At 62.0% G+C, this 26,098-nt stretch carries 31 protein-coding genes, 1 pseudogene and 1 riboswitch; of the genes and pseudogenes, 17 read left to right on the top strand and 15 right to left on the bottom strand.

The genetic code is table 11. The features are described 5' to 3' along the window. Positions 1-552: 552 nt before the first annotated feature. From EET67_RS07350 to EET67_RS07320, 6 genes are all read left to right on the top strand, one after another. Positions 553-1,158 carry a recombinase family protein gene (locus EET67_RS07350; RefSeq protein ID WP_035228554.1) on the top strand — a complete coding sequence of 202 codons (606 nt, stop codon included), beginning with the start codon at positions 553-555 and terminating at the stop codon, positions 1,156-1,158. A gap of 394 nt (positions 1,159-1,552) precedes the next feature. Then, positions 1,553-2,077 (top strand): RNA polymerase sigma factor, encoded by a 525-nt coding sequence (locus EET67_RS07340; RefSeq protein ID WP_128625535.1) that lies wholly within the window; start codon positions 1,553-1,555, stop codon positions 2,075-2,077. Next, positions 2,074-2,835 carry an anti-sigma factor family protein gene (locus tag EET67_RS07335; protein WP_128625534.1) on the top strand — a complete coding sequence of 254 codons (762 nt, stop codon included), beginning with the start codon at positions 2,074-2,076 and terminating at the stop codon, positions 2,833-2,835. Before EET67_RS07340 ends, EET67_RS07335 begins: the two co-directional genes overlap by 4 nt. A 155-nt stretch (positions 2,836-2,990) precedes the next feature. Beyond that, a complete protein-coding gene (gene sorT / locus EET67_RS07330; protein ID WP_128625533.1) occupies positions 2,991-4,199 on the top strand; it encodes a SorT family sulfite dehydrogenase catalytic subunit in 1,209 nt (402 codons plus the stop codon). A gap of 57 nt (positions 4,200-4,256) precedes the next feature. Beyond that, on the top strand, positions 4,257-4,598 hold the full coding sequence (gene sorU, locus EET67_RS07325; protein ID WP_128625532.1) for a SorU family sulfite dehydrogenase c-type cytochrome subunit: 342 nt from the start codon (positions 4,257-4,259) through the stop codon (positions 4,596-4,598). A gap of 46 nt (positions 4,599-4,644) precedes the next feature. Then, the gene (locus tag EET67_RS07320) at positions 4,645-5,082 is read left to right on the top strand and encodes a pseudoazurin (protein WP_108610860.1); all 438 of its coding nucleotides are present in this window, start codon (positions 4,645-4,647) and stop codon (positions 5,080-5,082) included. A 40-nt stretch (positions 5,083-5,122) separates the two neighbouring features. Here the strand turns inward: EET67_RS07320 and EET67_RS07315 are convergent, their stop codons facing one another. Genes EET67_RS07315 through EET67_RS07305 form a run of 3 tightly spaced genes read right to left on the bottom strand, consistent with a single transcriptional unit; the run spans position 5,123 to position 6,882 of the window. Further along, the gene (locus EET67_RS07315; protein ID WP_108610861.1) at positions 5,123-5,896 is read right to left on the bottom strand and encodes an anti-sigma factor family protein; all 774 of its coding nucleotides are present in this window, start codon (positions 5,894-5,896) and stop codon (positions 5,123-5,125) included. A 1-nt stretch (position 5,897) separates the two neighbouring features. Beyond that, on the bottom strand, positions 5,898-6,404 hold the full coding sequence (locus EET67_RS07310) for a sigma-70 family RNA polymerase sigma factor (RefSeq protein ID WP_108610879.1): 507 nt from the start codon (positions 6,402-6,404) through the stop codon (positions 5,898-5,900). A 55-nt stretch (positions 6,405-6,459) separates the two neighbouring features. Further along, a complete protein-coding gene (locus EET67_RS07305) occupies positions 6,460-6,882 on the bottom strand; it encodes a nuclear transport factor 2 family protein (protein ID WP_128625531.1) in 423 nt (140 codons plus the stop codon). A gap of 226 nt (positions 6,883-7,108) precedes the next feature. Here EET67_RS07305 and EET67_RS07300 point away from each other — a divergent pair, with 226 nt between their 5' ends. After that, complete coding sequence (locus EET67_RS07300) at positions 7,109-7,906, top strand: substrate-binding domain-containing protein (RefSeq protein ID WP_128625530.1); 798 nt, start codon at positions 7,109-7,111, stop codon at positions 7,904-7,906. A gap of 113 nt (positions 7,907-8,019) precedes the next feature. Next, on the top strand, positions 8,020-8,559 hold the full coding sequence (locus tag EET67_RS07295; RefSeq protein ID WP_165899820.1) for a DUF3105 domain-containing protein: 540 nt from the start codon (positions 8,020-8,022) through the stop codon (positions 8,557-8,559). An 87-nt stretch (positions 8,560-8,646) separates the two neighbouring features. On the opposite strand, the gene EET67_RS07290 is transcribed toward EET67_RS07295, so the two are convergent. Next, complete coding sequence (locus EET67_RS07290; RefSeq protein WP_245450775.1) at positions 8,647-9,096, bottom strand: hypothetical protein; 450 nt, start codon at positions 9,094-9,096, stop codon at positions 8,647-8,649. A gap of 237 nt (positions 9,097-9,333) precedes the next feature. On the opposite strand from EET67_RS07290, the gene EET67_RS07285 reads away from it, so the two are divergent. Then, positions 9,334-10,404: a YeiH family protein gene (locus EET67_RS07285; protein WP_128625527.1), complete on the top strand. Its 1,071-nt coding sequence runs from the start codon at positions 9,334-9,336 to the stop codon at positions 10,402-10,404. Between the two features lie 10 nt (positions 10,405-10,414). Then, positions 10,415-11,341, top strand: a complete 927-nt coding sequence (locus EET67_RS07280; RefSeq protein WP_127601224.1) for a LysR family transcriptional regulator — start codon at positions 10,415-10,417, stop codon at positions 11,339-11,341. 278 nt (positions 11,342-11,619) lie between these two features. On the opposite strand, the gene EET67_RS07275 is transcribed toward EET67_RS07280, so the two are convergent. Then, complete coding sequence (locus EET67_RS07275) at positions 11,620-11,895, bottom strand: hypothetical protein (RefSeq protein ID WP_035228767.1); 276 nt, start codon at positions 11,893-11,895, stop codon at positions 11,620-11,622. 455 nt (positions 11,896-12,350) lie between these two features. Between EET67_RS07275 and EET67_RS07265 the strand changes: the two genes are divergently transcribed. From EET67_RS07265 to EET67_RS07250, 4 genes are all read left to right on the top strand, one after another. Next, positions 12,351-12,908 carry a TVP38/TMEM64 family protein gene (locus EET67_RS07265; protein WP_051796786.1) on the top strand — a complete coding sequence of 186 codons (558 nt, stop codon included), beginning with the start codon at positions 12,351-12,353 and terminating at the stop codon, positions 12,906-12,908. A 271-nt stretch (positions 12,909-13,179) separates the two neighbouring features. Next, entirely contained in the window at positions 13,180-13,494 is a 315-nt protein-coding gene (locus EET67_RS07260; protein ID WP_035228765.1) for a PadR family transcriptional regulator, read from the top strand. Then, a complete protein-coding gene (chrA, locus tag EET67_RS07255; RefSeq protein WP_035228762.1) occupies positions 13,463-14,701 on the top strand; it encodes a chromate efflux transporter in 1,239 nt (412 codons plus the stop codon). The genes EET67_RS07260 and chrA overlap by 32 nt, the downstream gene beginning before the upstream one ends. A gap of 27 nt (positions 14,702-14,728) precedes the next feature. After that, positions 14,729-15,241 (top strand): phosphatidylglycerophosphatase A family protein, encoded by a 513-nt coding sequence (locus EET67_RS07250; RefSeq protein ID WP_128625526.1) that lies wholly within the window; start codon positions 14,729-14,731, stop codon positions 15,239-15,241. An 8-nt stretch (positions 15,242-15,249) separates the two neighbouring features. Here EET67_RS07250 and EET67_RS07245 read toward each other — a convergent pair whose 3' ends face one another. The 4 genes from EET67_RS07245 to traA all read right to left on the bottom strand — a co-directional run bounded on the left by EET67_RS07245 (position 15,250) and on the right by traA (position 20,511). After that, positions 15,250-15,687 carry an EamA family transporter gene (locus EET67_RS07245; RefSeq protein WP_035228575.1) on the bottom strand — a complete coding sequence of 146 codons (438 nt, stop codon included), beginning with the start codon at positions 15,685-15,687 and terminating at the stop codon, positions 15,250-15,252. A 9-nt stretch (positions 15,688-15,696) separates the two neighbouring features. Then, the gene (crcB, locus tag EET67_RS07240) at positions 15,697-16,074 is read right to left on the bottom strand and encodes a fluoride efflux transporter CrcB (RefSeq protein ID WP_080723360.1); all 378 of its coding nucleotides are present in this window, start codon (positions 16,072-16,074) and stop codon (positions 15,697-15,699) included. A gap of 75 nt (positions 16,075-16,149) precedes the next feature. Then, a riboswitch (Fluoride riboswitch) is annotated at positions 16,150-16,211 on the bottom strand. Positions 16,212-16,336: 125 nt separating this feature from the next. Further along, complete coding sequence (locus EET67_RS07235; protein ID WP_035228572.1) at positions 16,337-17,077, bottom strand: DUF6118 family protein; 741 nt, start codon at positions 17,075-17,077, stop codon at positions 16,337-16,339. 8 nt (positions 17,078-17,085) lie between these two features. After that, positions 17,086-20,511, bottom strand: a complete 3,426-nt coding sequence (traA, locus tag EET67_RS07230; RefSeq protein WP_128625525.1) for a Ti-type conjugative transfer relaxase TraA — start codon at positions 20,509-20,511, stop codon at positions 17,086-17,088. A 264-nt stretch (positions 20,512-20,775) separates the two neighbouring features. On the opposite strand from traA, the gene EET67_RS07225 reads away from it, so the two are divergent. From EET67_RS07225 to EET67_RS07220, 3 genes and pseudogenes are all read left to right on the top strand, one after another. After that, positions 20,776-21,069 carry a hypothetical protein gene (locus tag EET67_RS07225; protein WP_035228567.1) on the top strand — a complete coding sequence of 98 codons (294 nt, stop codon included), beginning with the start codon at positions 20,776-20,778 and terminating at the stop codon, positions 21,067-21,069. Then, complete coding sequence (locus tag EET67_RS25590) at positions 21,066-21,347, top strand: hypothetical protein (RefSeq protein WP_035228565.1); 282 nt, start codon at positions 21,066-21,068, stop codon at positions 21,345-21,347. Before EET67_RS07225 ends, EET67_RS25590 begins: the two co-directional genes overlap by 4 nt. Further along, positions 21,277-21,603 (top strand): annotated as a pseudogene (locus EET67_RS07220) (type IV secretory system conjugative DNA transfer family protein); the annotation flags it as partial. The gene EET67_RS25590 and the pseudogene EET67_RS07220, both read left to right, overlap by 71 nt. A gap of 804 nt (positions 21,604-22,407) precedes the next feature. Here EET67_RS07220 and EET67_RS07210 read toward each other — a convergent pair. The 6 genes from EET67_RS07210 to EET67_RS07180 form a co-directional block, all read right to left on the bottom strand. Continuing rightward, a complete protein-coding gene (locus EET67_RS07210; RefSeq protein ID WP_080723359.1) occupies positions 22,408-22,728 on the bottom strand; it encodes a type II toxin-antitoxin system RelE/ParE family toxin in 321 nt (106 codons plus the stop codon). Then, complete coding sequence (locus EET67_RS07205) at positions 22,725-23,000, bottom strand: type II toxin-antitoxin system ParD family antitoxin (RefSeq protein ID WP_035228560.1); 276 nt, start codon at positions 22,998-23,000, stop codon at positions 22,725-22,727. The genes EET67_RS07210 and EET67_RS07205 overlap by 4 nt, the downstream gene beginning before the upstream one ends. Positions 23,001-23,129: 129 nt before the next feature. Then, positions 23,130-23,450 carry a chromosome partitioning protein ParB gene (locus tag EET67_RS07200; RefSeq protein ID WP_069710370.1) on the bottom strand — a complete coding sequence of 107 codons (321 nt, stop codon included), beginning with the start codon at positions 23,448-23,450 and terminating at the stop codon, positions 23,130-23,132. After that, positions 23,447-24,106: a ParA family protein gene (locus EET67_RS07195; RefSeq protein WP_035228558.1), complete on the bottom strand. Its 660-nt coding sequence runs from the start codon at positions 24,104-24,106 to the stop codon at positions 23,447-23,449. Before EET67_RS07195 ends, EET67_RS07200 begins: the two co-directional genes overlap by 4 nt. Positions 24,107-24,536: 430 nt before the next feature. Beyond that, positions 24,537-25,415, bottom strand: coding sequence for a helix-turn-helix domain-containing protein (locus tag EET67_RS07185; protein WP_035228582.1), 879 nt, complete (start codon positions 25,413-25,415; stop codon positions 24,537-24,539). A 195-nt stretch (positions 25,416-25,610) separates the two neighbouring features. Continuing rightward, complete coding sequence (locus EET67_RS07180) at positions 25,611-25,751, bottom strand: ribbon-helix-helix protein, CopG family (RefSeq protein WP_234906879.1); 141 nt, start codon at positions 25,749-25,751, stop codon at positions 25,611-25,613. Between the last annotated feature and the right edge of the window lie 347 nt (positions 25,752-26,098).

The following is a 26,098-nucleotide window of genomic DNA, read 5'->3' as shown; positions in this document are numbered from 1 at the left end:
GCAGATGCCCGAAGGCTTCAGGCCATTGCGACTTCCTGGAAGAATCCTCCGCGCTGCATGACGTTCCCGCTCCGTTCGGTCTTAGCGTACGATTTCGAGCAGCTCTTGTTCTGACCCCATCAAGCGCCCGGTAGAGGGTCGCACGATGCACGCCTAGAAGCCGGGCAACCGCCGCGACAGGCTTCTTGTCATCGTGGATGAGCTGGCGAGCGTGCGCGATCTGCTCGGCCGACAGGGAAGGGGAGGGACCGAACCGCACGCCTCGGGCCTTCGCCGCGACCCGGCCGGCGTCGTCGTGTCGGCCCACGGCTCTGCCAGCGAGCGCAGGTCAGCGCCGGCCTCGTTGATCCGCTCCGCGATCGCCAGAAGGGGCTCCGTGGGAATCTCTGCAATAATACCGCTAAGAGATTTTTCGTGTGACGGAAAACAGATGATTTCCGCGCAGCGGTTCGGCGCGTCGAAATCGACGGGGTGACCGGGCAATTATTTACGCGACAAACCCTGTCGGAATGTGAAACTGTGCGGCAACTCCTAGTTTGAGGTTTGTCGTACATGTTGATTGGTTACATGCGGGTATCGAGCAGTGATGAGCGGCAGTCGGTTGCCTTGCAGCGCGACGCCCTGCTTGCGGCCGGGGTCGATCAGCGTCACCTGCATCAGGATCGTGCTTCGGGCGCGCGCGACGATCGGCCGGGGCTGAAGGCTTGCCTCGCAGAATTGTGCGAAGGTGACGTCCTAGTCGTTTGGAAGCTCGACCGTCTGGGCCGGTCACTTTCCCACCTGATCCGGATCGTCGAGGATCTAAAGATACGCGGGGTCGCCTTCCGCTCGTTGACGGAAGCGATCGATACGACGAATTCGCACGGCGCATTCCTGTTCAACCTGTTTGGCACGCTTGCCGAATACGAGAGAGTGCTGATCACGGAGCGGGTCAACGCTGGTCTGGCGGCGGCACGCCGGCGCGGTCGCAAGGGCGGCAGGCCACCGACGATCGACACCGAAAAGGTCGAGCAGATTCTGGCGGCGCTGGAAGCCGGCGCCAGCAAGGCGTCGGTGTGTCGGACATTCAAGGTGCCGCGCTCGACGCTCATCGACACATTGCGGCGAACAGGATGGACCGGACCGGGCAAAGAAGATGAGCCTGCTCCCCCAGTTTGAGAGCGGGTGTGACCGATGGCCTTCCTCGACGCGCAGTCGCGCACCGTTCTGTTCGACCCAGGGCATCGATATTCCCGCCGAGTTGCTCTCCCAGGTCGCACCGCTTCCCTGGGCTCATATCGCACTCACCGGCGACTATCTCTGGAACGAAATTGACCGACCCCTCGAACGCTTCAGGCCGATCCGCGCTAACCGTTTCAATCCAAACAACTTCGCTTTCCCTTAGCGGGTATTATTGCAGAAATGCCCACGGAACCCCTTAATGCTAAAATCCCTCGGCCGGAGCGCCAAGATGGGAATAATCGAGGCATCTCACCCGTCTTGTGCCGGGAGTAGCGAATGAAGCCGTACGCAGTCAGTGGAGCGGGACATAGTAGAAGGCAGCCTGGTCGTCATGCGTTCTCGCTTTGAAAAAAGACTGGAGCCATATCATGCGCGGATGTTTGCCTATGCCGTGGCTTTGTCGCGCGATCGCGATCGCGCGCAGGACATTTTTCAGGAGTGCATTGCCCGGGCATTGGCCGCGCACGAGGTTCCCGAAAACGAGCCGGCCTTCCGCGGCTGGCTCTTTGCGATTCTCCGCAACATCTGGATCGACCAGTCGCGCTCGGGCCGCAGGCGTGCCGAGCTGGAGCAGGAGTTCGTCGCCGATCTGGTGCCCGAACCCGTCTCGCTCGAATCCGTACTTGTCGATGCGTTTTCCGTACGCCAGGCCTATGCCCGTCTCAGCATCGAGCACCGGGAAATCCTCGCGCTGGTGGACATTTCGGGGTTCAGCTATGAGGAGGCCGCCGCGATGATCGCGATCCCCAGAGGAACTGTGATGAGCCGAGTGAGCCGTGCGCGACAGGCGCTAGCCGCGAACCTTCGTGAAGGTAATGTCGTCGAGCTCGGGCCGCAACGAGGAAGCCGCAAGTGAAGCAGACTGAAATTAACGCAGACCTTCTCAGCGCCTATATCGACGGCGAGCTTGAACCGGCGGAGGCTTCGCAGGTCGCGCATTTGATCGCTTCCGACGAGGCCGTGGCGCGGCGTGCGGCCAAGCTTTCGGAGATGAAGGCGACGGTTGCGTCTATGGTCCCGGAGATCGTCGTCGTGACGGTCCCGCAGCGGCACTCGACGCGATGGCGTTTGCCGTGGGCGATGGCTGCGTGCCTTGCCTTCGCCATCGTCGCGGCGGCATGGCTTGGACTGCAGCCCGAGCCGAAGAATTCACCGGCTTTGGAGATCGCGGCCGCCGCCGCGATGCAGCATGACCTGTGGCAGGATGATAGGAACGAATCTCCGCTGGCTCCTGCTTCCACTCCGGCTGGCTTGTTTGCGCCGGAGATGGTGGCGGCCGGGCTGAGGCTTGCATTTGTCCGCAACGAAGTCGTCATCGACGGCCACTCCGCTTTGCAAGCCGGCTATATCGGGCGCCACGGCTGCCGTCTCAGCCTTTTCCGGATCCCTGGTCTCGGCTTCGCACTGGACTTCGGTATGTCGAGCGAAGGCGATCTCCTGCAGGCTTCCTGGGCCGGTGATGGCGTTCAATTTTTCCTTGTCGCCCGCAGCATGGACGAGGCCCGCTTCGCGTTTCTGGCCGGCGTCCTGAAGTCGGTCAGCGAAGGTGGCGGTCGTCAGGAGCAGGAGATGATCGCGGGCCTCGAAATGATGCGTCAGCCCTGCATCGGATAATCGGCGCGGATGGCGCTGGACCACAATGCAAAAAAGGTTCTCGGGCTACGGAATATTCGCGTGCGGCCAATCGTCTCTTCTTGTCGTCGCAGAGGAGGCTCGAAGCGGGTTTTGAATCGCTGGTCCTGCTAATCAACGAAGAGGAGGAGACGCATATGACTGAAATGCTCACCATGAAGCGAAGGACCTTTCTGACGGGAAGTGCCGGCGCTGTCGTTGCGGCCGGGTTTGCCGGGACGGCCCCCCTTGCGCGGGCGCAGGACGCAAAGCCGCTGCCGGATTACGTCGCGTGGAAAGATGCCGATGCGCTGATCGTCCACAGCGACAAGACGCTGGAGACCAAGCGAGGCGCGATCGGCACCAGCATCATCACGCCGGAAGAAAAGCTCTACATCCGCAATAACGTCAACACGCCGCCGGAATCGATCGTCGCCGACCGCGATGCCTGGGCGGTGGAATTCGCCGGCGTCAAGGAGCCGAAAACGCTCACGGTTGCGGAGCTGAAAACCCTGGGTCTGGCGACCGTCGCGACGGTGCTTCAATGCTCGGGCAACGGCCGCAAATACTTCATGGATCAGCTCACCGGCGACCAGAAGATGAGCGGAACGCCATGGACGGTCGGCGCCGCCGGCTGTGTCTTGTGGAGCGGCGTGCCATTGAAAGCTGTCGTCGACGCTCTCGGCGGACCCGCCGACGGGGTCCGGTTCATCACCGGCACGGGAGGCGAGGAGCTTCCGGCGGGTCTCGATCCCAAGGACCTGGTGGTCGAACGTTCGGTGCCGATGTCGAATCTCGAAAACGTGATTCTCGCCTGGGAGATGAACGGCAATCCGACTTCGCTGGCTCATGGCGGACCGCTGCGCATGATCGTCCCGGGCTATTCGGGCGTTAACAATATCAAATACGTCAAGACTCTCGCGCTGACGGAAGCCGAGACCGACGCCAAGATCCAGCGGACCAACTATCGCATGCATGCTCTGGGAGAGCAGGGGTCTCCTGATGATCCGCCGGTCTGGGAACAGCCGGTGAGGTCATGGATCACCACGCCCCTCGAGAGCGCTGCGGCCGGGCCCGCTCAGGTTGCTGGTGTCGCCTTCGGCGGCATGAATGCCTGCGAGAGCGTGGAAGTGTCCGTCGACGGCGGGCAAAATTGGCAGAAGGCCAATTTCGTCGGTCCCGATCTCGGGCGCTTCGCCTGGCGCAATTTCGTTCTCTCGGTCGAACTGGCGCCTGGCTCCTACACGCTTGTCAGCCGGGCGACCGACACGGAGGGCAATGTCCAGCCGGAGGAATCGGAAATGAATGGTTCGGGTTACAGCCACAATGGCTGGCGCGGACCGGCTGTCGCGCTCACCGTATCCTAAGCTCCATTGGGCTCCGTGCCGACACTGCGGAGCCCAAACTTCAATCAGGATCAACTCATGACTTATGTTTCAGGCCGCCTTGCCGCGGCTGCCCTCACCGTGTTGGCGTTGGGACTGTCACCCTTCGTGGCATCTGCCGAAGAAGACAAGCTTGCCTTGGGAAAGGAGGTCTTTCTCGAGCGCGCCCAACCGCAATGCGCGCTCTGCCATACGCTGGCCGACGCGGAGGCGATCGGAGAAGTCGGTCCCAATCTCGACGAACTCAAGCCTGACGCGGACCGGGTCAAGACCGCCGTCACCAACGGGATCGGTCCTATGCCTGCCAACGAGATCCTGACGGACGAAGAGATCGAAGCAATCGCGCTCTATGTCTCGACGGTTGCTGGCAAGGCGGAATGACGGCGGGAAGACCCGCCCAAAACCGAACCAACACGGGAGGCAAGTTATGAAACTCGCAATCGCGAGCCTGGCGATGATGATGATGACCGGCCAGACGCATGCAGAAAAATTCCATATCGAAATGCTGAACAAGGCCGAAGATGGCCGCATCATGGCTTTCGAACCGGCCGTCGTGCGTGCGCAACCTGGAGACACGATTACTTTCGTGGCCAGGGACAAGGGGCACAATTCCGCGCTCATGAAGGGTAGTGCGCCTGAAGGCGCCGAGCCGTGGCAAGGCAAGATCAACGAGGAAATCAGCGTCACCCTGACGGAACCCGGCGTCTACATGTATCAATGCACGCCACATCTAGGCCTCGGCATGATTGGCGCGATCGTCGTCGGCGAGCCAATCAATATCGAAGCCGTGAGGAGCCTCAAATATCCCGGCAAGGCAAAAGCGGCCGCCGAGACAATCTTCGCCGAAATCGAAAGCGGCTACTAAGCGACAGGCCTGAACCGGACGAGGCATAAGTCCGGTACGTTCAGGCCAAGCGCTCGTAAACACGTGTGGCGATGGGCAGGAGCCGGTCGCGATCGAGTTCCGCGGCGATGGCAAACTGGAATCCTCCGTCAATCCACACGAAGGTCGAGACACCCTCCCATTCCGTGAAAGTGAAGGCCGTCTCCTCGTCACCGCCCGCGCGCAGATAGACGGTGAGCCTTGCCCCGGCAGCATCCTCATACATTAGCTGGGCTGCGGCAGTGTTGCCACCGGGCAGCACCCGTCCTCCGACCAGGGAATAGCCGAACGGCGTCAGGTTTGGTGGTGGCTGCAGTACGCGGCCAGAGCGGTTCGAAAGCCATTTGACCAGATGCGCCTCGTCGTTTGCGGCCACCTCCACCGGATGAGCAACCTCCACGACATAGGTCTTGTGGGCGTCGACCGCGCTCGCGACAAAGCTTGCCGCCTCGATCTGCCGCTGTGGTGCGACCTCACCGCGAATGACCCATCCGCCGGCAAGGCCGATACCGATCATGGCAATGCTGGCGGCAAGGGACCGCATCCGTGCCGCGCGGCGGGCGGCTTGCGCGGCGCGCAAATTGTCGATTCTCAGCCGGGCGGGAATCGGCTCCACGAATTTCGCGGCAAGCTGTGACCGGAGCGCGTCCCGGTCGTCGCGCTGTTTGTCGATCTCCGCTTTCAGATCGGGATTGTCATGGAGGAACCCCTCGACCATGGCGCGACGCGCGGGCGCCAGACGCTCGTCAATATAGGCTTGGAGGTCGTCCTCGCCGATCGGACCTTGAGTTGCCATGTCACTTGATCCTTCTCAACGACACCGGTGCCCGGTGTTCCAGAAGATCGCGAAGCCGACGGCGCGCCCGTGACAGCCGCGACATCACTGTCCCGACGGGGATACCCAGGGCGGCTGCCGCTTGCTCATAAGTTAGATCCTCGACACCGACGAGCAGCAGCAGTGAGCAGTGCTCCTCCGGCAAGGACCCGAGCGTCGCCAGGAGATCGCGCACGTCAATCGCATGGTCTTGCGTCGCATCCGCCCGCGGGGTCAAGTGCTCGTCCAGAGCGAGATGAGGGCCGCGTCGCTGCGTCTGTCTGCCCGCGGAAATATTCAGATTGCGCATGATGGTGAAGAGCCAGGCGCGCAGGTCGCCATCCGGCCGTCGCAGATACCAGCGCGACAGAGCACGCTCGAGACAATCCTGTACAAGATCGTCAGCCGCCGCATGTTCGCGGGTAAGCCCGAACGCGTAGCGGCGCAGAGCGGGAATTTCCGCTTCCAGTCTTTTGCTCATATCGTCCATCATGACGCCGGCGAGAGCGGCCGCCGCTCGCTATCCGCGGCGGCCTGACCAGTGCTTATTGGGCCGGCGGATTGACCTGCCAGATTTCGTCGACAAGCTTTCCGTCACGATAGGTCATGACATAGAGCACCGGTACCTTGTTCTTCCCTTCGAAGACGACATTGGCAACCACGGTTGCCCCTTTGGGATTTGCGGCCTCCCAGACATCGCCGACCGTCGCGGTCTGCGGCCCCTGTGCGTTCGAAAACTTGGTCCAGACTTCCGAGATCATCTCGCCGGTTGAATAGCTGCCGTCGAGCGGACCGCCAACCCATGAGAGCGCTGCGTCGGGTGTGTATTCGGCGGTCACCGCGGCGACATCGCCCTTGGCGATCGCGTCGATACGGGCTTTGGCCATATCCAGCGCGGGACCGGCAAAAGCCGCGCCCGACACAAGCATGAAGGCCACGGGAAGCGTGGCGGCAATGATTCTGCGCATGGTATGTCTCCTGGTTGAAGAGGTTGCGACCAAGAGACGCCGGCCGGTCCGCGACTATTCCAAGGTTGCGCAATAAATTCGCGGCCGCCTCCACAATAACCAACAGGTGGGAAAAACGAGTTCACGGATTCGTGATGAGACGCGAGGGAAGGATCGGGGCCCGTCAGGCGTCACCGTTCAAGCTCTGCAGATTGGCAGAATACCCGCTCGAAATGGAGAACCTTTTATGCGGCTTGCAGCTTTACTCATTGTCGGCATGGCGATTGCCACGCCCGCCTCGGCCCAGGACACCGGCCTCTACGACACGTCGATCGCACGCGATGCGAAGGACGGTGTGATCAAGCTTTACGGCGCGGGGGGACCGCACACGGCTTTCCAGAAGGTGGCCGACGAATGGCAGAAGCAGACCGGCGAAACCGTCGAGATCATCGCCGGGCCGGAGAAGACCTGGTCGGAACGGGCGCAGGCGGATGCCGATATCATCTGGGGAACGTCCGAGCAGTCGATGACTGCGTTTCTAGAGACCTACAAGACCTTCTCGTCCGATCAGGTCGATCCCATCTATATTCGGCCGGCGATCATTGCGGTCAAAACGGGCAATCCGAAGCAGATCAGCGGCTTTGAGGATCTGCTGGAAGACGGCATAAAAATCGTCGTCACCGAAGGGGCCGGCGTCTCCAACACGTCGGGGACCGGAGTCTGGGAAGACATCGCCGGGCGGCTTGGCAAACTTGAGGATATCCGAGCCTTTCGTGAGAATATTGTCGCTTTCGAACCGGGCTCGGGAGCCAGCTTCAAGACTTTCAAGGAGATGGACGCCGATGCCTGGATCACGTGGCCGAACTGGCCAGCGACGAACCCTGATGTTCTGGAAGCAGTCGAACTGTCACGGGACCGACAGATCTGGCGCGACGTCAACGTGGCGCTCGCTCCCGATGCCGATCCGCAAGCAAAGGCGTTTCTCGACTATCTGATCACCGAAGAGGCTCAGGCGATCATGAAGACGGAGGGGTGGATTCGCTGATGCAATCTAGGAAGATTGATTGTCACGGCGCGGACACGACCCTCGCAGTTGGTCGAGAGCCCATGCGCTTATACAGGGCAGTTTGCCTTAGCTCGCAGCAGACAGACGTTTGGATGCCGGCAAAGCGTCTGTTCGCCAGCGCAGCCCTGGCGTTTGCAATATTGGCGACGGCACCGGCCGCCGGCTGGACGGCACCGATGGATTTTGAGGAACTGGTCACCGCCGGACAACCGGCCCTGGCACAGGTGGAAACACTCCCGGATGCAGGTCGTGACCACATACCAGCCGATCGCTCGGTCGCCTACGCGACCGTTCCTCCAACCTCAGGACCCCACTACGATCGATGGATTCAGCCCGGCGTCCATGACGAGATTCAACCGCGCGAGTTGCTCGTGCATTCCCTAGAGCATGGCAATATTGTGATCTACCTCGATAAGGGCAGAACGGACGTGCCTGAGGAGCTGGTCGGTTGGGCCCGGAAGTTCACAGGACAGTGGGACGGCGTATTAGTTACGCGTCTTCCCGACATCGGTGACAAAGTGATCCTTACGGCATGGGAACGCAAGCTGGAACTCGCCTCGTTCAACGCGGCCGCAGCTGCCGCCTTCATTGACGCCTACCGAGGACGCGGTCCCGAAAACCCGGTCCGTTAAGGCGTTGGCGGCGGGACGAATTCCGGTCCGTCGCCTTCTCGAAGCAGGCCGAATCCCGGTCTGCCATGTGTTTTGATGGCCGCCAACTCAGGCGGTCCAGAGCGCGATGGCGATGATCGCGATGCCGCCCGCCGCGAGGGTCACAGGCAAAGCAGCAATCTGCATAAGCGCTTCCCGTCCGCTGATGCGACCGGTCTCGATGTCGACATCGCCGCGAAGAAATTCCGCGAAGCTGCGATCCTGCCGACGGTCCGGTGTCATGTTGCGTCCCATCATGCCGCCGCCGACCAGACAGCCGAAGAAGGCGAGCACTATTACGGTCACGACCACGAGCACCAGAGAGGTTTCGCCACCGGCAAAACCGGCCCACGCCGCCACCAGAAGCGTTGCAGAGGCGCCAAGAGCCACGTCGATCGCGCCCGGATGAACTCCAGTCGCGGGGAGCAAGGCTTGCGATTGTGTCTTCGCCTGCCGTGGCGGAAGCGCTTCAACGGCGGCGATCCTCCGCTCGGCGACGAAGCTCCTTTGATAATGCATCTGGTTCACGACAACCTCCTTCGATGACGTCCGATCCATGCCGGCGCGTTTCATGATGGAAATATGCGCACCCTTAACCGATCAATCCAACGGATTGTTTCAGTCGTTTCAATCGACAATAGCGAACAGTTACGCTGGAGGAAATCGTTCGTCTTTGGCGAACGATACGACAGAAAATACGCGTTGGAGGGATTGGAACGCATGGTGCCAAATGGCGGTGGAAAAGAGGTGCACCCCATGAACGCGGACACGAGGATTGATGTCGAGAAGGCTGCCAAGACCGATGCGCCGGCCATCGCCGTCCAACCGGATCGGTTCGCTATCCATACTTTAGCGCCAGGGCTGTTCCTCGCAGTGCTCATCGCCGGCACGGCTTTCGCGTTGCGTCATTTGCCTGGCGTCGGCGCCTTCAGCCCGATGATCATCGCAATCGTGATCGGCATGGCCTTCCACAACCTTGTCGGAACACCGGCGCGCGCCAAGGCAGGCGTTGCTTTTTCGATGCGCACGCTTTTGCGCGGCGCGATCATTCTGCTCGGGCTGCAACTGACGATCATGCAGGTCGCGGAAGTCGGGGCGGCGGGCGTCGCGATCATCGCGACCACGCTTGTCGCCACATTCGCCTTCACGTTGTGGCTTGGTCGGTTGATTGGCGTCGATCGCAAACTTGCCGAGCTCATCGCGGCAGGCACCTCGATCTGCGGGGCGTCCGCGGTCATCGCCACCAATACGGTCACTGGCGCCCATGACGAAGACGTCGCCTACGCCGTCGCCTGCGTCACCGTGTTCGGCTCGATTGCGATGTTCGCCTATCCACTGCTGCCCGGCCTGCTGCATCTGGATGCACATGGCTACGGCTTGTGGGCCGGGGTTTCCATTCACGAGATCGCCCAGGTCGTCGCTGCGGCTTTTCAGGACGGAAAGCAAGCGGGCGAGTTCGGCACGATCGCCAAGCTGACACGCGTCATGATGCTGGCACCGATGGTCATCGCACTCGGGTTCGCGGCCAGCCGCCGGATGAAGGCGCATGATCAAGGCCATTCGCAGGCAAAGCCGCCAATGCCATGGTTCGTGCTGGGTTTTGTGGCCATGGTCGGGCTGAACAGCGTGGTGTCGATTCCGGAAGACGCAAAGGTCTGGATCGCAACCATGACAACATTTCTCTTGTCGATGGCGCTGGCCGCGATGGGCCTGGAGACTGATTTTCGCAAGCTCAAGGCCAAGGGTGCGCGCCCGTTCCTTCTGGGACTCGCTGCCTTTCTTTTCATCGCCTCATTCAGTCTAATGCTTGTCAAGCTTGCCGGATGAGAAGACCCACATGACCCTCGAACAACTTCGCATCTTCATCGCGGTGGCGGAACGCGAGCATGTCACGCAGGCGTCGCGTGACCTGAACCTGACGCAATCGGCCACTAGCGCCGCGGTCTCCACGCTTGAGGACCGCCACCAGGCCAAGCTTTTCGACCGGATCGGCCGTCGCATCGTGCTGACTGAAGCCGGCAAGATCTTCCTGTCCGAAGCAAGGGCCGTCGTTGCACGCGCGCAGGCGGCCGAATCCGTGCTGGCCGACCTCTCAGGTCTCAAGCGCGGCAAGCTTACCATTGCAGCCAGTCAGACCGTGGCCAACTACTGGCTGCCGCAACACATTCAGCGCTTTCAGAAGCATCACCCAGGCATCACCGTTACGATGACAATCGGCAACACCGCAACGGTAACGTCCGCCATCCATGACGGCGCAGCCGATCTGGGCCTCATCGAAGGCGACGTTGACGACCCATCGCTGACGATCAGCGCGATAGCCGAAGACGAGATCCTGATCGTCGTCGCGCCTGACCACCCATGGGCCAGCCAGATCCCAAACCCGAAACGTGACTTCCAGCAGGCGTGCTGGGTGTTGCGCGAACCGGGTTCAGGTACGCGCGCAATCTTCGAAGCAGCGTTGCCGGCTCTAGGCGTCGACAAGGCAAGTCTCGATATCGTCCTCGAGCTGCCGTCGAATGAATCGGTGCGCGCGGCGGTACAGGCCGGCGCTGGCGTGACGGCGATGTCGCGGCTCGTTGTGGCCAATGCGCTGGCCGCCGGCACGCTCCGATCGGTCAAGATCGCCTTGCCGCCGCGGCAGTTTTTCCTGCTCGCGCACAAGGAGCGCTACCAAGCCCGCGCGGCCCAGGAGTTTCGTCACATGGTAACAGAACTCTCCGCGGCCGATAATAAGCGATTTTCAACAACTTATCTGGCGGTATGAGAAAGGTGTAGAATGGTACTCCTCCCATTTTGCCCCGCGTTGCAACGACCTGTCTGGCAAGACCATCGATTTTCTGACCGCCAAACATATGAGCTAGAAATTGGTATCGAGCGGCATATTTGAGATGCTGCACAAGTGACGTGTAGTAATCGATTTCACTATCCGTTATGATAGTGATCTGCGCTTCTTTGCATTTCGCCAAGGCTACGTCATTCAACAAAATATTTCTTGTCGCTATAACAATCCGAATCTTGAGCTTGGCCTGCTGCCCGTAAAATTTACGGATAGACTTCCAGACAGGTTCGCGGATGGATTTCATCTTTTTCGATGAGACCCGCCATGTTCTTTCTGCCTGGGCTCTCTTTTCGCGTGCATTCGACGATGATGACGGTTTCATCGCCCTTGGCGAAAACATCGATCTGGCGGGGCGGTAAACCGTCCTCAACGGCGATCAGAAATCTCCGGGCCTTGCTCATTTCCTTGAAGCCCATTTGCGCCAAGATGCTCCAAACCTCGTCTTCGAGCTGTTCGTCGGCGGGCTTGACCCGAGCCATTCGAGTCGATTTGGTATTCGTTCTGACAGCGCGCCATCCGTCTGCGCTCCTCGAGCGCGACCTTCTCCGCGATAAGCTTTTTCGTGGAGCCCGTGTCAGTCTTGTAAAAGTCTTTGCTTTTTCTTCGGCGCAGTTCTGAAGCGATCGCTTCTCCAGAAATGAGCGGCCCCGGATGCTGTTCGGACATACCTAAGAATCCCCGCTCCCGCACTCGGCAGTAAAACCGCGGAGTGATCTGCGTGCAAGATGCGCGATCGCATTTGCACACGTGCCTGTGCCTGACTGCACCTTCCGCTTGAAAGTCGTCCTGGTAACTGCCAGGACGTTCCTGCGGCGACTGTGACAGGGCAAGGTAATGAGAAATCCTTCGCTGCGTTATCTCACGCTCCTACGTGAGGGTGCTCGTGCTCATGGTCTGCCCGAGCACTGGCTGCGCTTCCTCGACGATGTGAAGCATGCACAATAAGCTTCCCGGATCCCAGGTTGCGGAACAGGGCGGCCATTCGATCTCGAAGACGAAGATCGCGATCGGCGCGGTGGTCGTGCTCGTCTTGGCTGGAGTTTACGGGTGGCTGTGGCAGTCCGGTGCGCTGGAGGCGCTCAGCAGTGAGCAGGCGCTGCGCGACCAAATTCAGCGGCTCGGCATCTGGGGACCGCTGGGAATCATCGCGCTGATGACCACGGCAATCGTCATAACCCCGAGTCCGAGCGGGCCGATTGCATTGGTCGCGGGAGCCGCCTTCGGGCCGGTCTGGGGCACGCTCTACATCGTGATCGGGGCTGAGGCTGGCGCGATCATCGCCTTCTGGATTGCCCGCTGTCTCGGATATGAGGCGGTGCAGCGCTGGTCCAAAGCAGGGCCGCTGCTGGAACGGCTCCGCCGAAGCCGATCCCAGTTGTGGCTGATGGCCATCGTGTTTGCCTCCCGGCTCGTGCCGTTCATCTCGTTTGATGCGGTCAGCTACCTTCTCACGCGATCCTGCTCTTTAGAAATCGGGAACTTACGGGTCTGAAACAATCGATGTCCTCGCGCAGATGGTCGATTGTTTCCTGCAAACGGGTCTGCATTTGCTGGGTGTGATGACGCGGATGGCGGTCTACTTCACTGGCCATGCGAGTCTCCTTTGTTCCGGGGTTTGCAATCCGCCTGCGGTCAGGCACGGTCAGCCCTCCGCTGAAACGGATTGCAGCCCCAACGGTCAGCGGATACAATCGGTTTCCAATATCGAGTTTCGATTGTGAGGGACCGCTTGCGAAATTCAAAGGACTTTTTGAGAAACACCAATGGAGCATCAGGAACTACTCTCCGGATTGATCCGGCTCCACGTCCTGCATCATGCAGCCGAGGGCGATCTTTACGGACACTGGATGATCGAGGAGCTGGCGCATCATGGTTACAGGATCAGCGCCGGAACGCTTTATCCGATGCTTCATGCGCTGGAGCGCAAAGGCTATCTCGAATCCCGCACCGAGCGGGCGGGCCGCTCCCATCGCCGCATCTACAGAGCGACGCCTTATGGCGTCGAGGCGCTGAATATGGCGAAGGGAAAAGTCCGGGAGCTGTTTCGTGAAGTCGAACCCGGCGGCACCGACGCTTGACGATGTACCCGGCAACGCACCTCGGCGCGGCTCTAGCGGCGAGGTCTTTCTTGCCTTCCTGAAACTCGGGCTAACATCATTCGGCGGCCCGATCGCCCATCTCGGCTATTTCCGTGACGAGCTGGTCACGCGCCGCAAATGGATCGATGAGGCGGGCTATGCTGATCTCGTCGCCCTCTGCCAGTTCCTGCCCGGCCCGGCCAGCAGTCAGGTCGGCTTTGCCCTCGGATTGCTGCGCGGCGGCCCGCTTGGCGCTTTCGCGGCATGGGCGGCGTTTACGCTGCCATCTGCCTTGCTTCTCATGCTGTTCGCGTTCGGCGCAGCGGCGTTCGAGGGACCGGTGGGCGCGGGTCTTATACACGGCCTCAAAATTGTCGCCGTGGCTGTCGTCGCGCAAGCCGTCTGGGGCATGGCGCGCACGCTCGCGCCCGACCGGGAGCGGGCAAGCATCGCGCTTGCCGCCGTGCTGATCGTGATTTTTGCAGCCGGTTCGATCGGGCAAATCGCGGCTATCGTCATTGGCGGGCTTGCCGGGCTTTGGCTGTGCCGGGGCGGTCCCGTTCCGACAACAGGGCATTTGACCTTTGCCGTTCCCAGGCGCGTCGGGCTTGCCGCGCTCGCGCTGTTTTTCCTGCTGCTGTTCCTGTTGCCGGTTTTCTCGGCTGCGCTCACATCGCAAGGGCTGGGGCTGTTCGATTCCTTCTACCGGGCAGGCTCGCTCGTGTTCGGCGGCGGGCATGTCGTCCTTCCCCTGCTTGAGGCGGAAGTGGTCCGGCCCGGCTGGGTTGGCGAGGATGCTTTCCTGGCCGGATATGGCGCGGCGCAGGCCGTGCCGGGACCGCTCTTCACCTTCGCCGCCTATCTCGGCGCGGTCATGGGACCGGAGCCGGACGGTATCGCCGGGGCCGCAATCGCACTGATTGCGGTCTTCCTGCCCGGCTTCCTGCTGCTGATCGGCGCATTGCCGTTCTGGGATGCGTTCCGCTCCCGCCCGGTTGCGCAGGCTGCGATGCGTGGCGCGAACGCGGCCGTCGTCGGAATCCTCGGCGCGGCGCTCTACGATCCCGTTTGGACGAGCGCGATTCTAAGCCCTTACGACTTAGCGCTCGCCTTGACCGGCTTCATCCTGCTTACCGTCTGGAAAGCGCCGCCGTGGGTGGTCGTCGTGCTGACCGCAGCCGGCGGTGTCGCGCTCGGCCTGCTCTGAATCTCTCACGGCCAAGGAAGCGCCTTCGTGCAATTTGCCCTTTATATCGAGACATTGCCCCCTGAAATCGCGGCGCTGCCGTGGCTTGCCGTCATGGCGACATGGTTCGGGACGGGCCTTGTCGAGCCGTTTCAGGGCTTTCTCGCCGCGCTGAGCATCGTGCCGCTCCTGTGGCTAACCACGGTGCGCGGACGGCGGACCGTCCCGCTGGCCGTGTTCGTACCCGTCGCCGCTCTGGCGGTAATCTCCGGCGGGGTCTGGTTTTCCCTGACCGGCGTTGCCGACGACGGCAGGATCGTCATCGATGAAGTAGCAGGCATGTTCGTGGCCGCGCTTGGCGGCTGGAAAAGCCTGCGCTGGACGCTCGTAATCGTGCCGATCTACAGCTTCATTGACCGCATCAAGCCGTGGCCGCTTTCGCAGGTGGAGCTGTTTCGAAAGGCTGATGTCGGCGTTCTGCTCGATGACTGTGCGGCCGGGCTGGCGGTCGCGCTCGCCGTGCTTCTTATCCGCGCCGCCCTCCGGCGCGCGGGCTCCTAAGGCCCTTCTTAGCCCTTGTAGGCAACCAGAACCGCGCCCGCCGCGATCAGGGCAACCCCCGCCCAGTTCGGCAGGGAAAGGTGCTCGCCAAGGAAGATCACACCGAATATCGCGACGAGAACGACGCTCAGCTTGTCGATCGGCGCGACCCGCGCCGCATCTCCCAGCTTGAGCGCGCGGAAATAACAAATCCATGAGCCGCCCGTCGCCATGCCGGACAGGATCAGAAATGTATAGCTCCGGCCGGAGATCGAACTGAGCGCCTGGAATTGCCGCGTGACCGCCAGTATCGCAGCCAGCACGGCCAGAATGACGATCGTACGGATGAAGGTGGCGAAGTCGGAGCCGACATTTTCGACGCCGATCTTTGCGAAGATAGCCGTCAGCGCGGCAAAGGCGGCCGAGGCCAGTGCCCAGAACTGCCAGGACAGAAGGATCGGTTTCATGGAACGTCCTCAGCTCAGATTGCGGATGATGAACAGCCCGGCGAACAGGCCGGAGATCGCAAGGATGACCGACACGGCAGCGTACAGCGCAGCAGTCCAGAGCTGCCCGCGCTCATGGAGCAGCGCCACATCGAGCGAGAATGTCGAGAACGTCGTGAAGCCCCCGAGGATACCGGTCGTCAGGAATAATCGCCAGCTCTGGCCGAGGTCCGCTTTATGAGAGAACCAGCCGAGCAGCAGGCCCATGATGAGCGAGCCGGCGATATTGACGATCAGCGTCCCGGCAGGGAAACCGGTGCCGAGCAGGCGCAGAGCCAAAAGGTTGACGCCGTGACGGGCCGCCCCGCCGATGCCGGCACCTAAAAAGACAGTCAGAAAAGCATTCATAATCACCCCGCTTGTTGTTCAGCAGGGCGCAGACGGGTTGCGATAAGGGGAGAATAGCACCTACCGCGCCGAAAGCGCCCGGTAGGAGTCATCAGCCTCGCGGCGGTTATCGGGGGAACCCCATCCCCATCAAGCTAAGAGAATAGCAGGATTTTCGCGCTTCTGTCACCGCGCAAAAGGTTCGGTTTTGCGCGGGCGATCGAAAAGGCGTTCAGCTCCTTTCCTGCGCGTTGCTCTATCGCAGAAGTCCCCGCTTTTTGCACTATCGCGCCGGCGCGGCCACCGTGATCGTGCAGTGCTGATCTTCACTGGCGGTGCGCGCGGCCTCGGCGCACCGGCCGATCGCCTCGGCGTTGTCGCGCGTGAGCTGCGAGGCGTCGACCACGCTGCGCCAGCCGTCGGGGTCGGCCGTCTGCATTATAGTGACGCCGGCATTCCATCGGTCCTGCCCCATGACGATCGCCGCAACATGGGTGTCGGCCGCAAACGGCAGGATACGCGGCAAGAGCAGAACCAAGAGCGCGCCGGTGACCAGGCCGATCGCGCCGACGATCCACATGCGCAAGTCCTGCGAACGCCGGTCGTAGGCGCTCCTGGTGTAGGCGGCCAGGTTGATAGCCTCGCGCCCGAGATCGCGGCCCGTGTTCTCGAGCTGCTGCGCGGCCGTTCTCACCAAGCTTTCCCCGCTGCGCTCGAGCGCTCGAGCATAGTGCTCTGGTCCCTGCCGAAGAATCGGCGATTGCTCGACGGCCTCAAGCCGTTCCGCGACAAGGGCGAGCTGCTGGACGATGCGGCCGAGATCGGGACCGTAATCGGCCGGCTGCTGGAATTTCTCGAACTGGTCGAACGCCGCTTCCACGCCGCGCCGGATGACGGTCATTTCCGCGCCGAGCTGCGCGCCCTGGGTCTCGATCTTGCGCCGCAAGGCGTCGAAGGCCTGCGCGGGATCGCCAGCCTGGTCGTGATCTTCCTGCTCGAATCCTTCCCTGTCGTCGTCCGTCATGCCGTCTCCTATCGCTCAAGCCCGAGACTGCGGCCGCGCGTAAGCTGCCGCTCCATCTCGCGGGCGATATTCTGTTCCTGCCTGACATGGCTGATGCCGAGTTCCTGGCTCCGGCTGCGCACAATGGATTCCGCCTGCGGATCGCGTTCGAGCGCGCCGGCCATTGTCCGCATCTGGCCTTCGACCTTGCCGCGCGCCTCGTCGTGCTGCCAGCCATGCAAACGCTGTCGCTCGCCGTCGAGCTGCTGCCAATGCTGCACGAAGCGGTCGGCCCTGACGGTCGGGTCCGCCTGCATCGCGCGTTCCCGATCCATGCCGGCCACAAGCTGGCCGACGCGCTCGCGGCCGGAAAGCTCCGTCATGGCGTGCGCTGTCTCCGGATCGTGACGCATGGCCGATACCATGAGCCGGGCTGATCCCGACCGCACCTGGTCGAGCTGCTGGTCGGCCTTCTGCAATTCGGCTTTCTGGCTGTCGAGAACGGGAAGTCCGTCGCGTTCCATACGCTCGGCCGCCGACCAGGCGCGGGCGAAGCGGTCAACCGAACGCTCGAACTCGGATGGCTGCCGCAAGCGATCGGCCGGCCTCTCCTGTCCGGACTTGGCTTGCGCCGGCGCCTCCCGAGCAGAAGCGGAGGGGGGGCGCAAGCTCCCTTCCCTTTCCGGCCTTGCATCCGCTGATGCCTCGCGCGGTCCCTGAGCGGCCCCACGATCAACATTGAGTTGCAACCCGGCGAACATGCCATGCTGGCGCTGCTCGGCCCTCTGCGGCCGCTCCTGGGCCGTCTCGGCCCCATCGCGCGGCTGGCGGCCCTCGGCCGCCACGCCGCGATCGAGTTTGAGGCCGGCAAACCGGCTCCGGCGCTGCCGATCGGGGGCGAGATCCTCGGCGCGGTTTTCCCGCGCGAGATCCTCGCCCCCTTTTTCAGATTCCATGCTCGGCCGCTGCGCCTGGCGCTCCATCCGGACATGCGTCCGATCGCGCGGAATCTCGATCTCGCTGCTAATACCCGGCTGTTCCGCGACCCCGCGCCGCTCGGAAAAGTCGCGGGCGTAGTCGAGTGTCGTTTCCTTCACGCCGGCACGACTGAGCCGCGACGAAAGCGCCTTGCCATCCTTGAACTCGTCGCGGCCGGCATAGAGCTGCGCGCCGTCGCGATGCCGCGTCATGGCGACATAGGTCAAATGCCTGTCCATCGTGCCCGACGACAGCACAAAACTCCGATCGACCGTCGCGCCCTGGTTCTTGTGAATGGTGGTCGCATAGCCGTGGTCGATCGCCTGATAATCCTTCATCGTCACCGATATGGCGCGCGCGCCATCCTCCCCGCTGCGCGCCGCGCCGTCGAGGCGGGCGAGGATGCGGCCCGCCTCGACGGTCTCCACGGTGCCGAGCATCCCGTTCTTCACGCCAAGGTCCCGGTCGTTTTGCAGGAACACGATGCGGTCGCCCGGCGCGAACGCCCGTTTGCCGTCATTGGTCTGGTATGTCAGTTCTCGCCCCAAATGGCCTTGGTCTTCCTGGCCCCGCGCCAGCTCGCCCCGCTCCTGCAGGGTGGTCCTGATCTCGGCATTGATGGCGCGCACATCCGCGCGACGATGCGCCATGGCAACGCGGCTTCCCTCCGGACGCTGCTCGCGATCGGCAAGGTAATCGCGCACGATCTCGCCCCGCGCACCCTCGCGGCTGTCGTTGAAGCGGATAGCGCCATGCCGCTCATAGGCGGCCAGGCCCTCGCCCGTCTTGTGGGTGGCGAACGAAACGGAGGCCTCCCGCTGCCAGTCCACGCGCTGCCGGCGAATTTCGGAAAGCTCGGCATGGCCGATCTGTTCGGCAATCGCCCTGAACGGCGCGCCGGCCCCGATCGCCTGCAACTGCTCATGGTCGCCTACCAGCACGATTTTCGCGCCGACCTTTTCCGCTTCCCCGACGAACCGGGCGAGCTGCCGGCTCCCGACCATGCCCGCCTCGTCGATCACGAACACGTCGCCGCGGCCAAGGGTGCCGCGGTCGTTTTGCCAACCGTAATCCCACGACGCCAGCGTGCGGCTCGCAATACCGGACGATTCCTCAAGTCCCTCGGCCGCCTTGCCCGACAAGGCCGCGCCGTGAACCTGATAGCCCTGCGCCTCCCATGCCTCGCGCGCCGCCGCGAGCATGGTGGATTTGCCAGCGCCGGCATAACCGACAACGGCCGCAATCCGCTCCGGTCCGGTAATGTGCTCGATCGCGTGCCGCTGCTCGTCACTGAGCCGCGCCGTTTCGATCTGGCGCTCGCGCTCGCCGGCGTCCAGCTCCCCCCGCTCAACCTTCCCGGCCGTGTCACTGGCAACACTCGACCGGATCGCCTCATCCTGCCGCCCGATCGCGTGCTCGACATGCCGGCGATCGACGCCATGCGTCCGCGCCACGTTCAACCGCTCGGCCGACGTCGCCATGCCGGATTCGATCTCCACCAGTTCACGGGTCGAATACCGGGCAAGCTCGGTCCCGGCCGGCGCGTTCATCTTTTCCGCTTGCAGCTCGACTAGGGCCGGCGACGCCATGACGGCCGCAAAAGCGTTCCGGAAGGCCTGCGCGTCGTCGTTGATGTAGCGGTGCAGCGTCCGCGCAACGTCATGCCGATCGAACACGCTCTTTTCGTTTGTGATGAGCGTCAGCACCTGCTCGGGCTTCTCCCGGATGAGGTCCGCGTTGCGCTGTGCCGCTTCTTCGTCCAGCCGCGTGCGCGACACGTCGACGCCGCGCCGCTCCATCTGGGTGGCATGGACGCCCATGTGCTCGGTCGGCACAATCTCAAGCCCGCGCTCAAGGTGCGACCGATGGTCAACCCTGATATCAAGGCCGGCCATCGCCAGATGCTCGTTCGCATGTTGCTGCCACGATTGCCGGATATCGCGGAGCTGCATTTGCGTGGTTGGTAGCCCCTCATTCAGCAGACGGACATTCTTCCACTCAATATGCGTTTTCTCGCCAAGCCCTTCCTCTGTGACCTGGCGCGTGGTCATCAAAAGGTGCGCGTGATGGTTCCGAACGTCACTTGCCGAATGCGGCGCATGGATCGCAAAATCGACCGCCCCGCCATAGCGGTTCGCTAGGTCCTGAGCGAATGCCCGCGTCAGCTCCAGCCGCTGTTCGGCTGTCAGCTCGTGCGGTAGCCCGATCTCGATTTCACGAGCGACACGCGCGTCCTTCCGACTGTCGGCAAACTCCGCTGCGTTCCAGAGCGCCTGACGGTCCTTTGCCCATTCCGCATTCACACCCTCGGGCAATACGATTTCCACATGCTCGACGCCCTGCTTGCGGCTGAAGTCATGCGTGAGGCCATCGCGTTCGTTCGTCAGGCGCTCGCCGGCACGATAGGCGGCCGACGCAACGGCGCTTCTGCCGCTGCTCCGCGATATCGGCTTCATGCTTGCATGATAGATCGCCAAACGCCGCCTGCCCTTCTCCGATCCGCGATCGGTGCAACTGACTTTCGCAGCAAGTCGTAAGTGCGCCCTTTATAATTCAATCGCTTCGCTCTTTCATATCTCGGTGTGGCGCTGCGGCAAGGTCGATGCAAACCGATTGACGCCGAGACTACATCATAGGCCGGTGAAATTTTCAAGAACGCTACCAGATCAAAGCCTCCCAATCCTTGAGCGTCTGGCCCGTTCGTATAGTCTGCGCGCTCCCATCGGAAGGAGATGAGACCCATGGCGCGAAAAACTATCGAGGAACGGCTTGCGCAACTGGAAGCGCAGAAAAAGACGCTTCAAGCGCGGCTGAACAAACAGGAGCGCGCCAGGGATACAAGGCGCAAGGTGCTGCTCGGTGCGCTTGTGCTCCATCGCCTTGAACATGGCAAGGATGAGTTATCGCGCGCCCTGCCCGACTGGCTGCGCCGCGAACTGCCCGGCTTCCTCACCCGCGACATGGACAAGGAGCTGTTTGACGATCTGCTCGCCCCTGACGGCGATGCAGCCAGGCGAACGGAGAGCGGCGAATGAACCAGGCGACACTTGCATGGACGGCGTTCAAAAACATGATGCGTCAGGCCGCCCGTGATCCGGTGTGGGCCTTCGTCGCCCTCATCATCTCGCCCTTTCGCGGCGGCCTCTACCTGCTCAAGGTTGGGTTTTTCATCGGCCTGGTCGCCCTCGCGCTCGTCGGTTTGCTGCATCTCGCCATACCGCAAGACTGGATCGTCGCTCGTTGGGCGGCGCGCCGGCACATTCCTGTCGAACGCCGGCGTCCTACAGGTCTTCGGCGTCAACGATCACGATAGCGCCCGCCTCGTCTCCGATCTGCTCGGGCAAGAGACGGTCGTGTTCCAGACCATGAGCCGCGCCCTCGATGCCGAAAAGACCGGCATCACCTACGGCGAGCAACACACCGCCCGCCCGCTGCTGACCCCGGATGAGGTCCGCAACCTGCCGCAAAATCTCGAACTGCTGTTCCTGGCCGGGCAACGGCCCATCGTCGCCGGCAAGCTCGCCTATTACGCCGATTCCGAGTTCCGGGGGCTGTTCGACCAGGCATGAAAGATGAAACCATGACCGACAGCGATGCGCCCGAATGGCCCGATCCCGGCGACAGGACCCATGCCGTCGAACAAGCCAAGCGGCTCCGCAACCAGGTCAACGAGGGCGGGTTGCGGTTTGAAGCCTATTTGCCGCCGTCTCTGGCCCTGTGGCTGCTCGACCTGATCGAACAGGGCAAGTTCCTTGATCCGTCCGAAGGCGTGTTCGTGATCCTGGGCAAACATAAGGAGCTGGAACCCCATGCCGATCTGCGCCGGGAACTGCTCAAGCGCAGCATACAGGCGGCGGCCGATGATCCCCGGCCGGGTATTTCGGGCAAGGAAATGAAAGCACGGTTGCGCGAGAAGTTCAAACNGGTATTTCGGGCAAGGAAATGAAAGCACGGTTGCGCGAGAAGTTCAAACCCCCCCTGCCCGAGCCGGCCAGATGGGAAAAGCGGTCCCGGCGCTGACGCACCGGGGCTTCTCTCTTGCGGCCCTCCGGTCACTTCGGCGCTATGTGGGAGCGCGTTCCCTCCGGGCCGGTCGCCGCTTCCGCCGCTCGGCACAATGCTAGCCCCCGGCCGGCCGGCTCTATCAAATCGGGCCGTAGGGACGGCCGGGGGCGGAAAATTACATGCTTACAGGAAAGCATGTTGCCCTGCCCTACTTCGGCGCTTCGATCGGTCGGACCTTCTCGCCAAGGTGCCGGGCCATGATCTGCTCATAGGTCGCCGCGTCCATAAGCCCGAGGCGGCGCTGTGCGCCCGCCATTTCCGCGATCTAGCGGGCGAGGCAGCGGCTCCGCATGGTTGTCACGCTCCCGCTAGTGTTCTGGCGCGTCGTCATCTTGAAAATTCGCCTCGTAGTCCTGGCCGCCGTAATAGACGCCGATGATATTCACGGTGTCGTCCGCTACCTCAAACAATATCGTCACACGCCGGCGAAACCCAAGTGTTCGCAAGCCCGGTCGAAGATCGTCGCGCCGCGTGCCTCGGTGCGGAAAGGTTTGCAGATTCTCGCAATAGTCCACGATGGAATCGACATATCGCGCCGCTATTGCGGGCGACGCTGCCCCGGAAATATCGACTTCTAGCTTGTCGAGCTGGTCGAGAGCTTCCGGGGTGAAGTGAACCGTATGGGTCACGCTGAGGCGGGCCGCTTGCGCTTTTCGGCAAGGTGCTGGCGCACCTCGCCGACGCTGAGCGCCCGGCTAGGATCGGCTTTCAGCTTGTCGTAGGCGGCAACGCCTTCCGTGCGCAGCCAGCTTTCAAGGGCCTTGTCGCGCGCCTGCAAGGCCCGCAGGCCGTCGCGAATAACCTCGCTGTCGCTGGCATATTCGCCCGACGAAACCTTGCTCTTGACCATCTGTGCCATTTCGTTCGGCAACGTGACGCTCAACTGTTGTGTGCTGCGCATGGGAATCTCCCGCGTTGGATCGTGCTCAATAGGACTAAACACTATCACATATAAACCCGATCGGGAACGCTACAACGGTCGGGGACTTGCATGATTACATGATTGCATGTAAACATGACGCCTTGGCAACTACTCCCCATCCTCGCGGACTAACGGATAATTGTATTTGGCGAAAAGCAGATTCAGCGCCTCGGCAACAAGCCGCTCCTTCGAAATCTTCTTCCCCTTCTCATCCCTGCTGCGAAAACTGAGTTCGTCCAGCGTCTCCCAATAGGCGGGTGGCAGGAAATGCGTTCTGCCGAGCTTGTTAACACGCGAGGGCGCAACATAGCTCCCGGCCGGCTGCGAAGCTGGTGCGCTCCCTTGCGGCTCTGACGGGGCCTCCGGCGCGGATGCGGGTTGCTCTGCGGTCTTGATCGCAGCGGCGAGAAGCGAAGGCTTGCGGCTCATGCTTTCATCCTTTCATGATTTCCTGTAATCATGCTTGCCTGGTCTAAAAGGAACGTGAACAGGCCGGCGACTTCCTGGGCCGCACGGCCATGCGGTTCCAGCTCCTGCGGCGTCTGCCCCAAGGCCGGGGCGTCCTCATAGGTTTTCAGCCGCGACACATGGATGGGGGCAACCTTCACGTTGAAGCTCGCGGCAATCGCGGCGGCATCGTCAACCGCCCTGCCCCCGGCGTTCGGATGCACCAGATTGAGCACAACGAACGTTGGCGGACTGCCGGCCATGTCGAGAAGCCGCTTTAGCGGCTCCAAAGTTTCAATCGAAAATATCTGCGCCTGCGACGGGACCAGCACTATATCGGCGTGCTTGGCCGCCTCGACCGAGGCGCTTTCCATCTTGCCGGGCGTGTCGATGAACACCCAATCCATGCCAAGGCCGCGATAGGCGTCCAGCGAGCGCCGGATAGCGCCGGGCTGAATCGAGGCAACGTCCGGGCCGTCGCCCTTGCGCCGGTCGAACCAGTTGACGGCGTTTGTCTGTGGGTCGAGATCGAGCAAGGCCGATTTCTTCCCGGCCAGGTGAGCCGCGACCGCAAGCGCCGTCGCGATCGTCGTCTTGCCGGTCCCGCCCTTCTGCGTGCAGAACGCCACTGTTATCATGATTGCATCCTTTCATGAAATAAAGGCTACATGCTTTCTCTAATACATAAAAGCATGTTTTCATGTCGGAAAGGTTAACTACTCCGCTTCCTCAGCGGCCGGCATCGGCTCGTCGCACTCGCCACACATCAGGCAGACACCGGGCTTCGCCCAGGCGTTCAACTCACATGACGGGCAGGTGTAACGGGTCTTGCTGGCCGACTTCGCCATGCGCGCCTGAGGCCTATTTCAGGCTTACATGCAAGCATGTTTACATAATTTCATGTTTCGCACTACCCGTGCCGCCCTCTTTCTCTCGAAAGCCCATGCGGCGTTGGCCGCAGGCGCGAGCGTTGCGGTTTTGCTGTGAGGTGTCCGCTTCCCGATCCGCCCTATGAGCGGATCGGGACCGCCGCAGGGCCGCGAGAGCGGCCCGAACAGCGGCGACCGCTTATGTTTTCACATAGAGAATAGAATTAGAGGGGGATTCAGTCTGGTTATCGGACTCACGTTTCATCAAGCCTTTAGCAATGCTAACAAGAGCTTTCCCGAGTGGCCCGTCGCCTGCGTCGAGCTGCGTCCGCTCATCGAGGGGTAGCGCCTTCCTGTAGGCGTCGATTGCCTCGGCCCAGGTCCGTTGATCCTGACCATGATCGGCAGGCGGGGGCGGGGCCTTGCCGAACCGGCCAAGGAACTGCCGGGCCTTTTCCGGCAGGGACAGGCGATAGGCGTTGCTCGCCTGCTGGACCTGTGGGCCGCGCCCCTCGTTCCCGGTCGGCTCGTAGCGCCGCAGCCAGTCGATGAAGCCATGCGCCCGCAGGTTCTTCAGCGCCCGCACGATCGTATCCCGCGACCGGCCCAAACGGTCCATGATCGTGGTGATTGACGGCTCTAGCCGGCCGGTGCGGAAGTCGATCAGGTTGACGAACAGCCGCAGCACGTCGAGCGCCACCGATCCGAGGGGGCCGCTGCGCTCGCCCTTTTCGTGCAAGCCGGCCTCGTTGTAGATTTCGGCCGCCTTCAAGATCGCCTGCACGTCCTTGCGCGTCGTCGCCTGCCAGATACGGCCCTCCGATCGCCCCTTGAAATAGCTGCGCCGGCGAACCGGCGTCGGGCAGCGCTGGGCCGGGGGAGGGAAGACCAGGCTAAGCGCCGTCTGCCGCGATCCCTGCAAGGTGCCTCGGCGCTCATGGGCGAGCGCGGAAAGCTGCCCGGCCTCGTCATCGCTGAGCTGGCCCGATCCGTGCCGCGTCCAAACCTCCCGCATGATTTCATCAAGCGCGTGCCCGCGCGCGCAGCCAATCGCGGCCGCGATTTGCGTCCTCAACATATGCCCTTCGTCCTTCCATTTGGAGGACATGACGGCGTTGGACGGCGGACACAGCTTCCCCGCTTTCGCAAGAATCAATCTTGCGAATTGGAGGGCTATAGCGTAGATAAGGGGAGAGTGAGCGGACCCATGACCTACGGTGTGTCTGACGGCCTATAAAACGCTCGACCGCGCCAACGGTCGGGCGTTTTGCCGTTATGCCCCTTGCTGCTTCTCGAAATAAAACCTCAAGGCTTCCTCGATGATCGGCGCGCGGGATTGCGCGCCCTTTTGCTGCTTGGCCCGGTCCAACTGTGCAACCAGTTCGCCCGGCAGGTCGGCCCATACGCGCGCCATGCCAGCAGCTTCACGCCGCGCACGCATGGCGGCGACACGTTCACGGGCTGGAATGGCTGTAGGGCTACGACTCATACAGTAAGTGGTAACGCCGAAATTGCTGATTCTGCAAGCTCTTGAATCCGGACCGCTAAAATCAGAGGTTGGTCGGCCGCTGACTAACAGCGGGCAAACATGATTTCTCGCAGCATGTAATCATGCTTCCTCACTTCGCCGTCACGGTATCAAGGGGTCAGAACAAGAGCTGCTCGAAATCGTACGCTAAGCTTGAACGGAGCGGGAACGCTTGATTGACCGCATTTCAAAAAGGGCATCTATGACCGGACATTCTGGAACCTGATCGCCGG

This window comes from Borborobacter arsenicus (genome assembly GCF_003934165.1).
Lineage (GTDB): Bacteria > Pseudomonadota > Alphaproteobacteria > Rhizobiales > Rhizobiaceae > Pseudaminobacter > Pseudaminobacter arsenicus.
The sequence above is the reverse complement of the archived record's forward strand: the minus strand, read 5'-3'. Positions and strand labels throughout refer to the sequence as shown.

Coding starts and splice junctions, on each gene's coding strand:
- EET67_RS07350 (WP_035228554.1), top strand. CDS start 553: ATGTTGATTGGTTACATGCGGGTATCGAGCAGTGATGAGCGGCAGTCG.
- EET67_RS07340 (WP_128625535.1), top strand. CDS start 1,553: ATGCGTTCTCGCTTTGAAAAAAGACTGGAGCCATATCATGCGCGGATG.
- sorT (WP_128625533.1), top strand. CDS start 2,991: ATGACTGAAATGCTCACCATGAAGCGAAGGACCTTTCTGACGGGAAGT.
- sorU (WP_128625532.1), top strand. CDS start 4,257: ATGACTTATGTTTCAGGCCGCCTTGCCGCGGCTGCCCTCACCGTGTTG.
- EET67_RS07320 (WP_108610860.1), top strand. CDS start 4,645: ATGAAACTCGCAATCGCGAGCCTGGCGATGATGATGATGACCGGCCAG.
- EET67_RS07315 (WP_108610861.1), bottom strand. CDS start 5,896: ATGGCAACTCAAGGTCCGATCGGCGAGGACGACCTCCAAGCCTATATT.
- EET67_RS07310 (WP_108610879.1), bottom strand. CDS start 6,404: ATGGACGATATGAGCAAAAGACTGGAAGCGGAAATTCCCGCTCTGCGC.
- EET67_RS07305 (WP_128625531.1), bottom strand. CDS start 6,882: ATGCGCAGAATCATTGCCGCCACGCTTCCCGTGGCCTTCATGCTTGTG.
- EET67_RS07300 (WP_128625530.1), top strand. CDS start 7,109: ATGCGGCTTGCAGCTTTACTCATTGTCGGCATGGCGATTGCCACGCCC.
- EET67_RS07295 (WP_165899820.1), top strand. CDS start 8,020: ATGCCGGCAAAGCGTCTGTTCGCCAGCGCAGCCCTGGCGTTTGCAATA.
- EET67_RS07290 (WP_245450775.1), bottom strand. CDS start 9,096: ATGCATTATCAAAGGAGCTTCGTCGCCGAGCGGAGGATCGCCGCCGTT.
- EET67_RS07285 (WP_128625527.1), top strand. CDS start 9,334: ATGAACGCGGACACGAGGATTGATGTCGAGAAGGCTGCCAAGACCGAT.
- EET67_RS07280 (WP_127601224.1), top strand. CDS start 10,415: ATGACCCTCGAACAACTTCGCATCTTCATCGCGGTGGCGGAACGCGAG.
- EET67_RS07275 (WP_035228767.1), bottom strand. CDS start 11,895: ATGGCTCGGGTCAAGCCCGCCGACGAACAGCTCGAAGACGAGGTTTGG.
- EET67_RS07265 (WP_051796786.1), top strand. CDS start 12,351: ATGCACAATAAGCTTCCCGGATCCCAGGTTGCGGAACAGGGCGGCCAT.
- EET67_RS07260 (WP_035228765.1), top strand. CDS start 13,180: ATGGAGCATCAGGAACTACTCTCCGGATTGATCCGGCTCCACGTCCTG.
- EET67_RS07245 (WP_035228575.1), bottom strand. CDS start 15,687: ATGAAACCGATCCTTCTGTCCTGGCAGTTCTGGGCACTGGCCTCGGCC.
- crcB (WP_080723360.1), bottom strand. CDS start 16,074: ATGAATGCTTTTCTGACTGTCTTTTTAGGTGCCGGCATCGGCGGGGCG.
- EET67_RS07235 (WP_035228572.1), bottom strand. CDS start 17,077: ATGACGGACGACGACAGGGAAGGATTCGAGCAGGAAGATCACGACCAG.
- EET67_RS07225 (WP_035228567.1), top strand. CDS start 20,776: ATGGCGCGAAAAACTATCGAGGAACGGCTTGCGCAACTGGAAGCGCAG.
- EET67_RS25590 (WP_035228565.1), top strand. CDS start 21,066: ATGAACCAGGCGACACTTGCATGGACGGCGTTCAAAAACATGATGCGT.
- EET67_RS07205 (WP_035228560.1), bottom strand. CDS start 23,000: ATGCGCAGCACACAACAGTTGAGCGTCACGTTGCCGAACGAAATGGCA.
- EET67_RS07200 (WP_069710370.1), bottom strand. CDS start 23,450: ATGAGCCGCAAGCCTTCGCTTCTCGCCGCTGCGATCAAGACCGCAGAG.
- EET67_RS07195 (WP_035228558.1), bottom strand. CDS start 24,106: ATGATAACAGTGGCGTTCTGCACGCAGAAGGGCGGGACCGGCAAGACG.
- EET67_RS07185 (WP_035228582.1), bottom strand. CDS start 25,415: ATGTTGAGGACGCAAATCGCGGCCGCGATTGGCTGCGCGCGCGGGCAC.
- EET67_RS07180 (WP_234906879.1), bottom strand. CDS start 25,751: ATGGCGCGCGTATGGGCCGACCTGCCGGGCGAACTGGTTGCACAGTTG.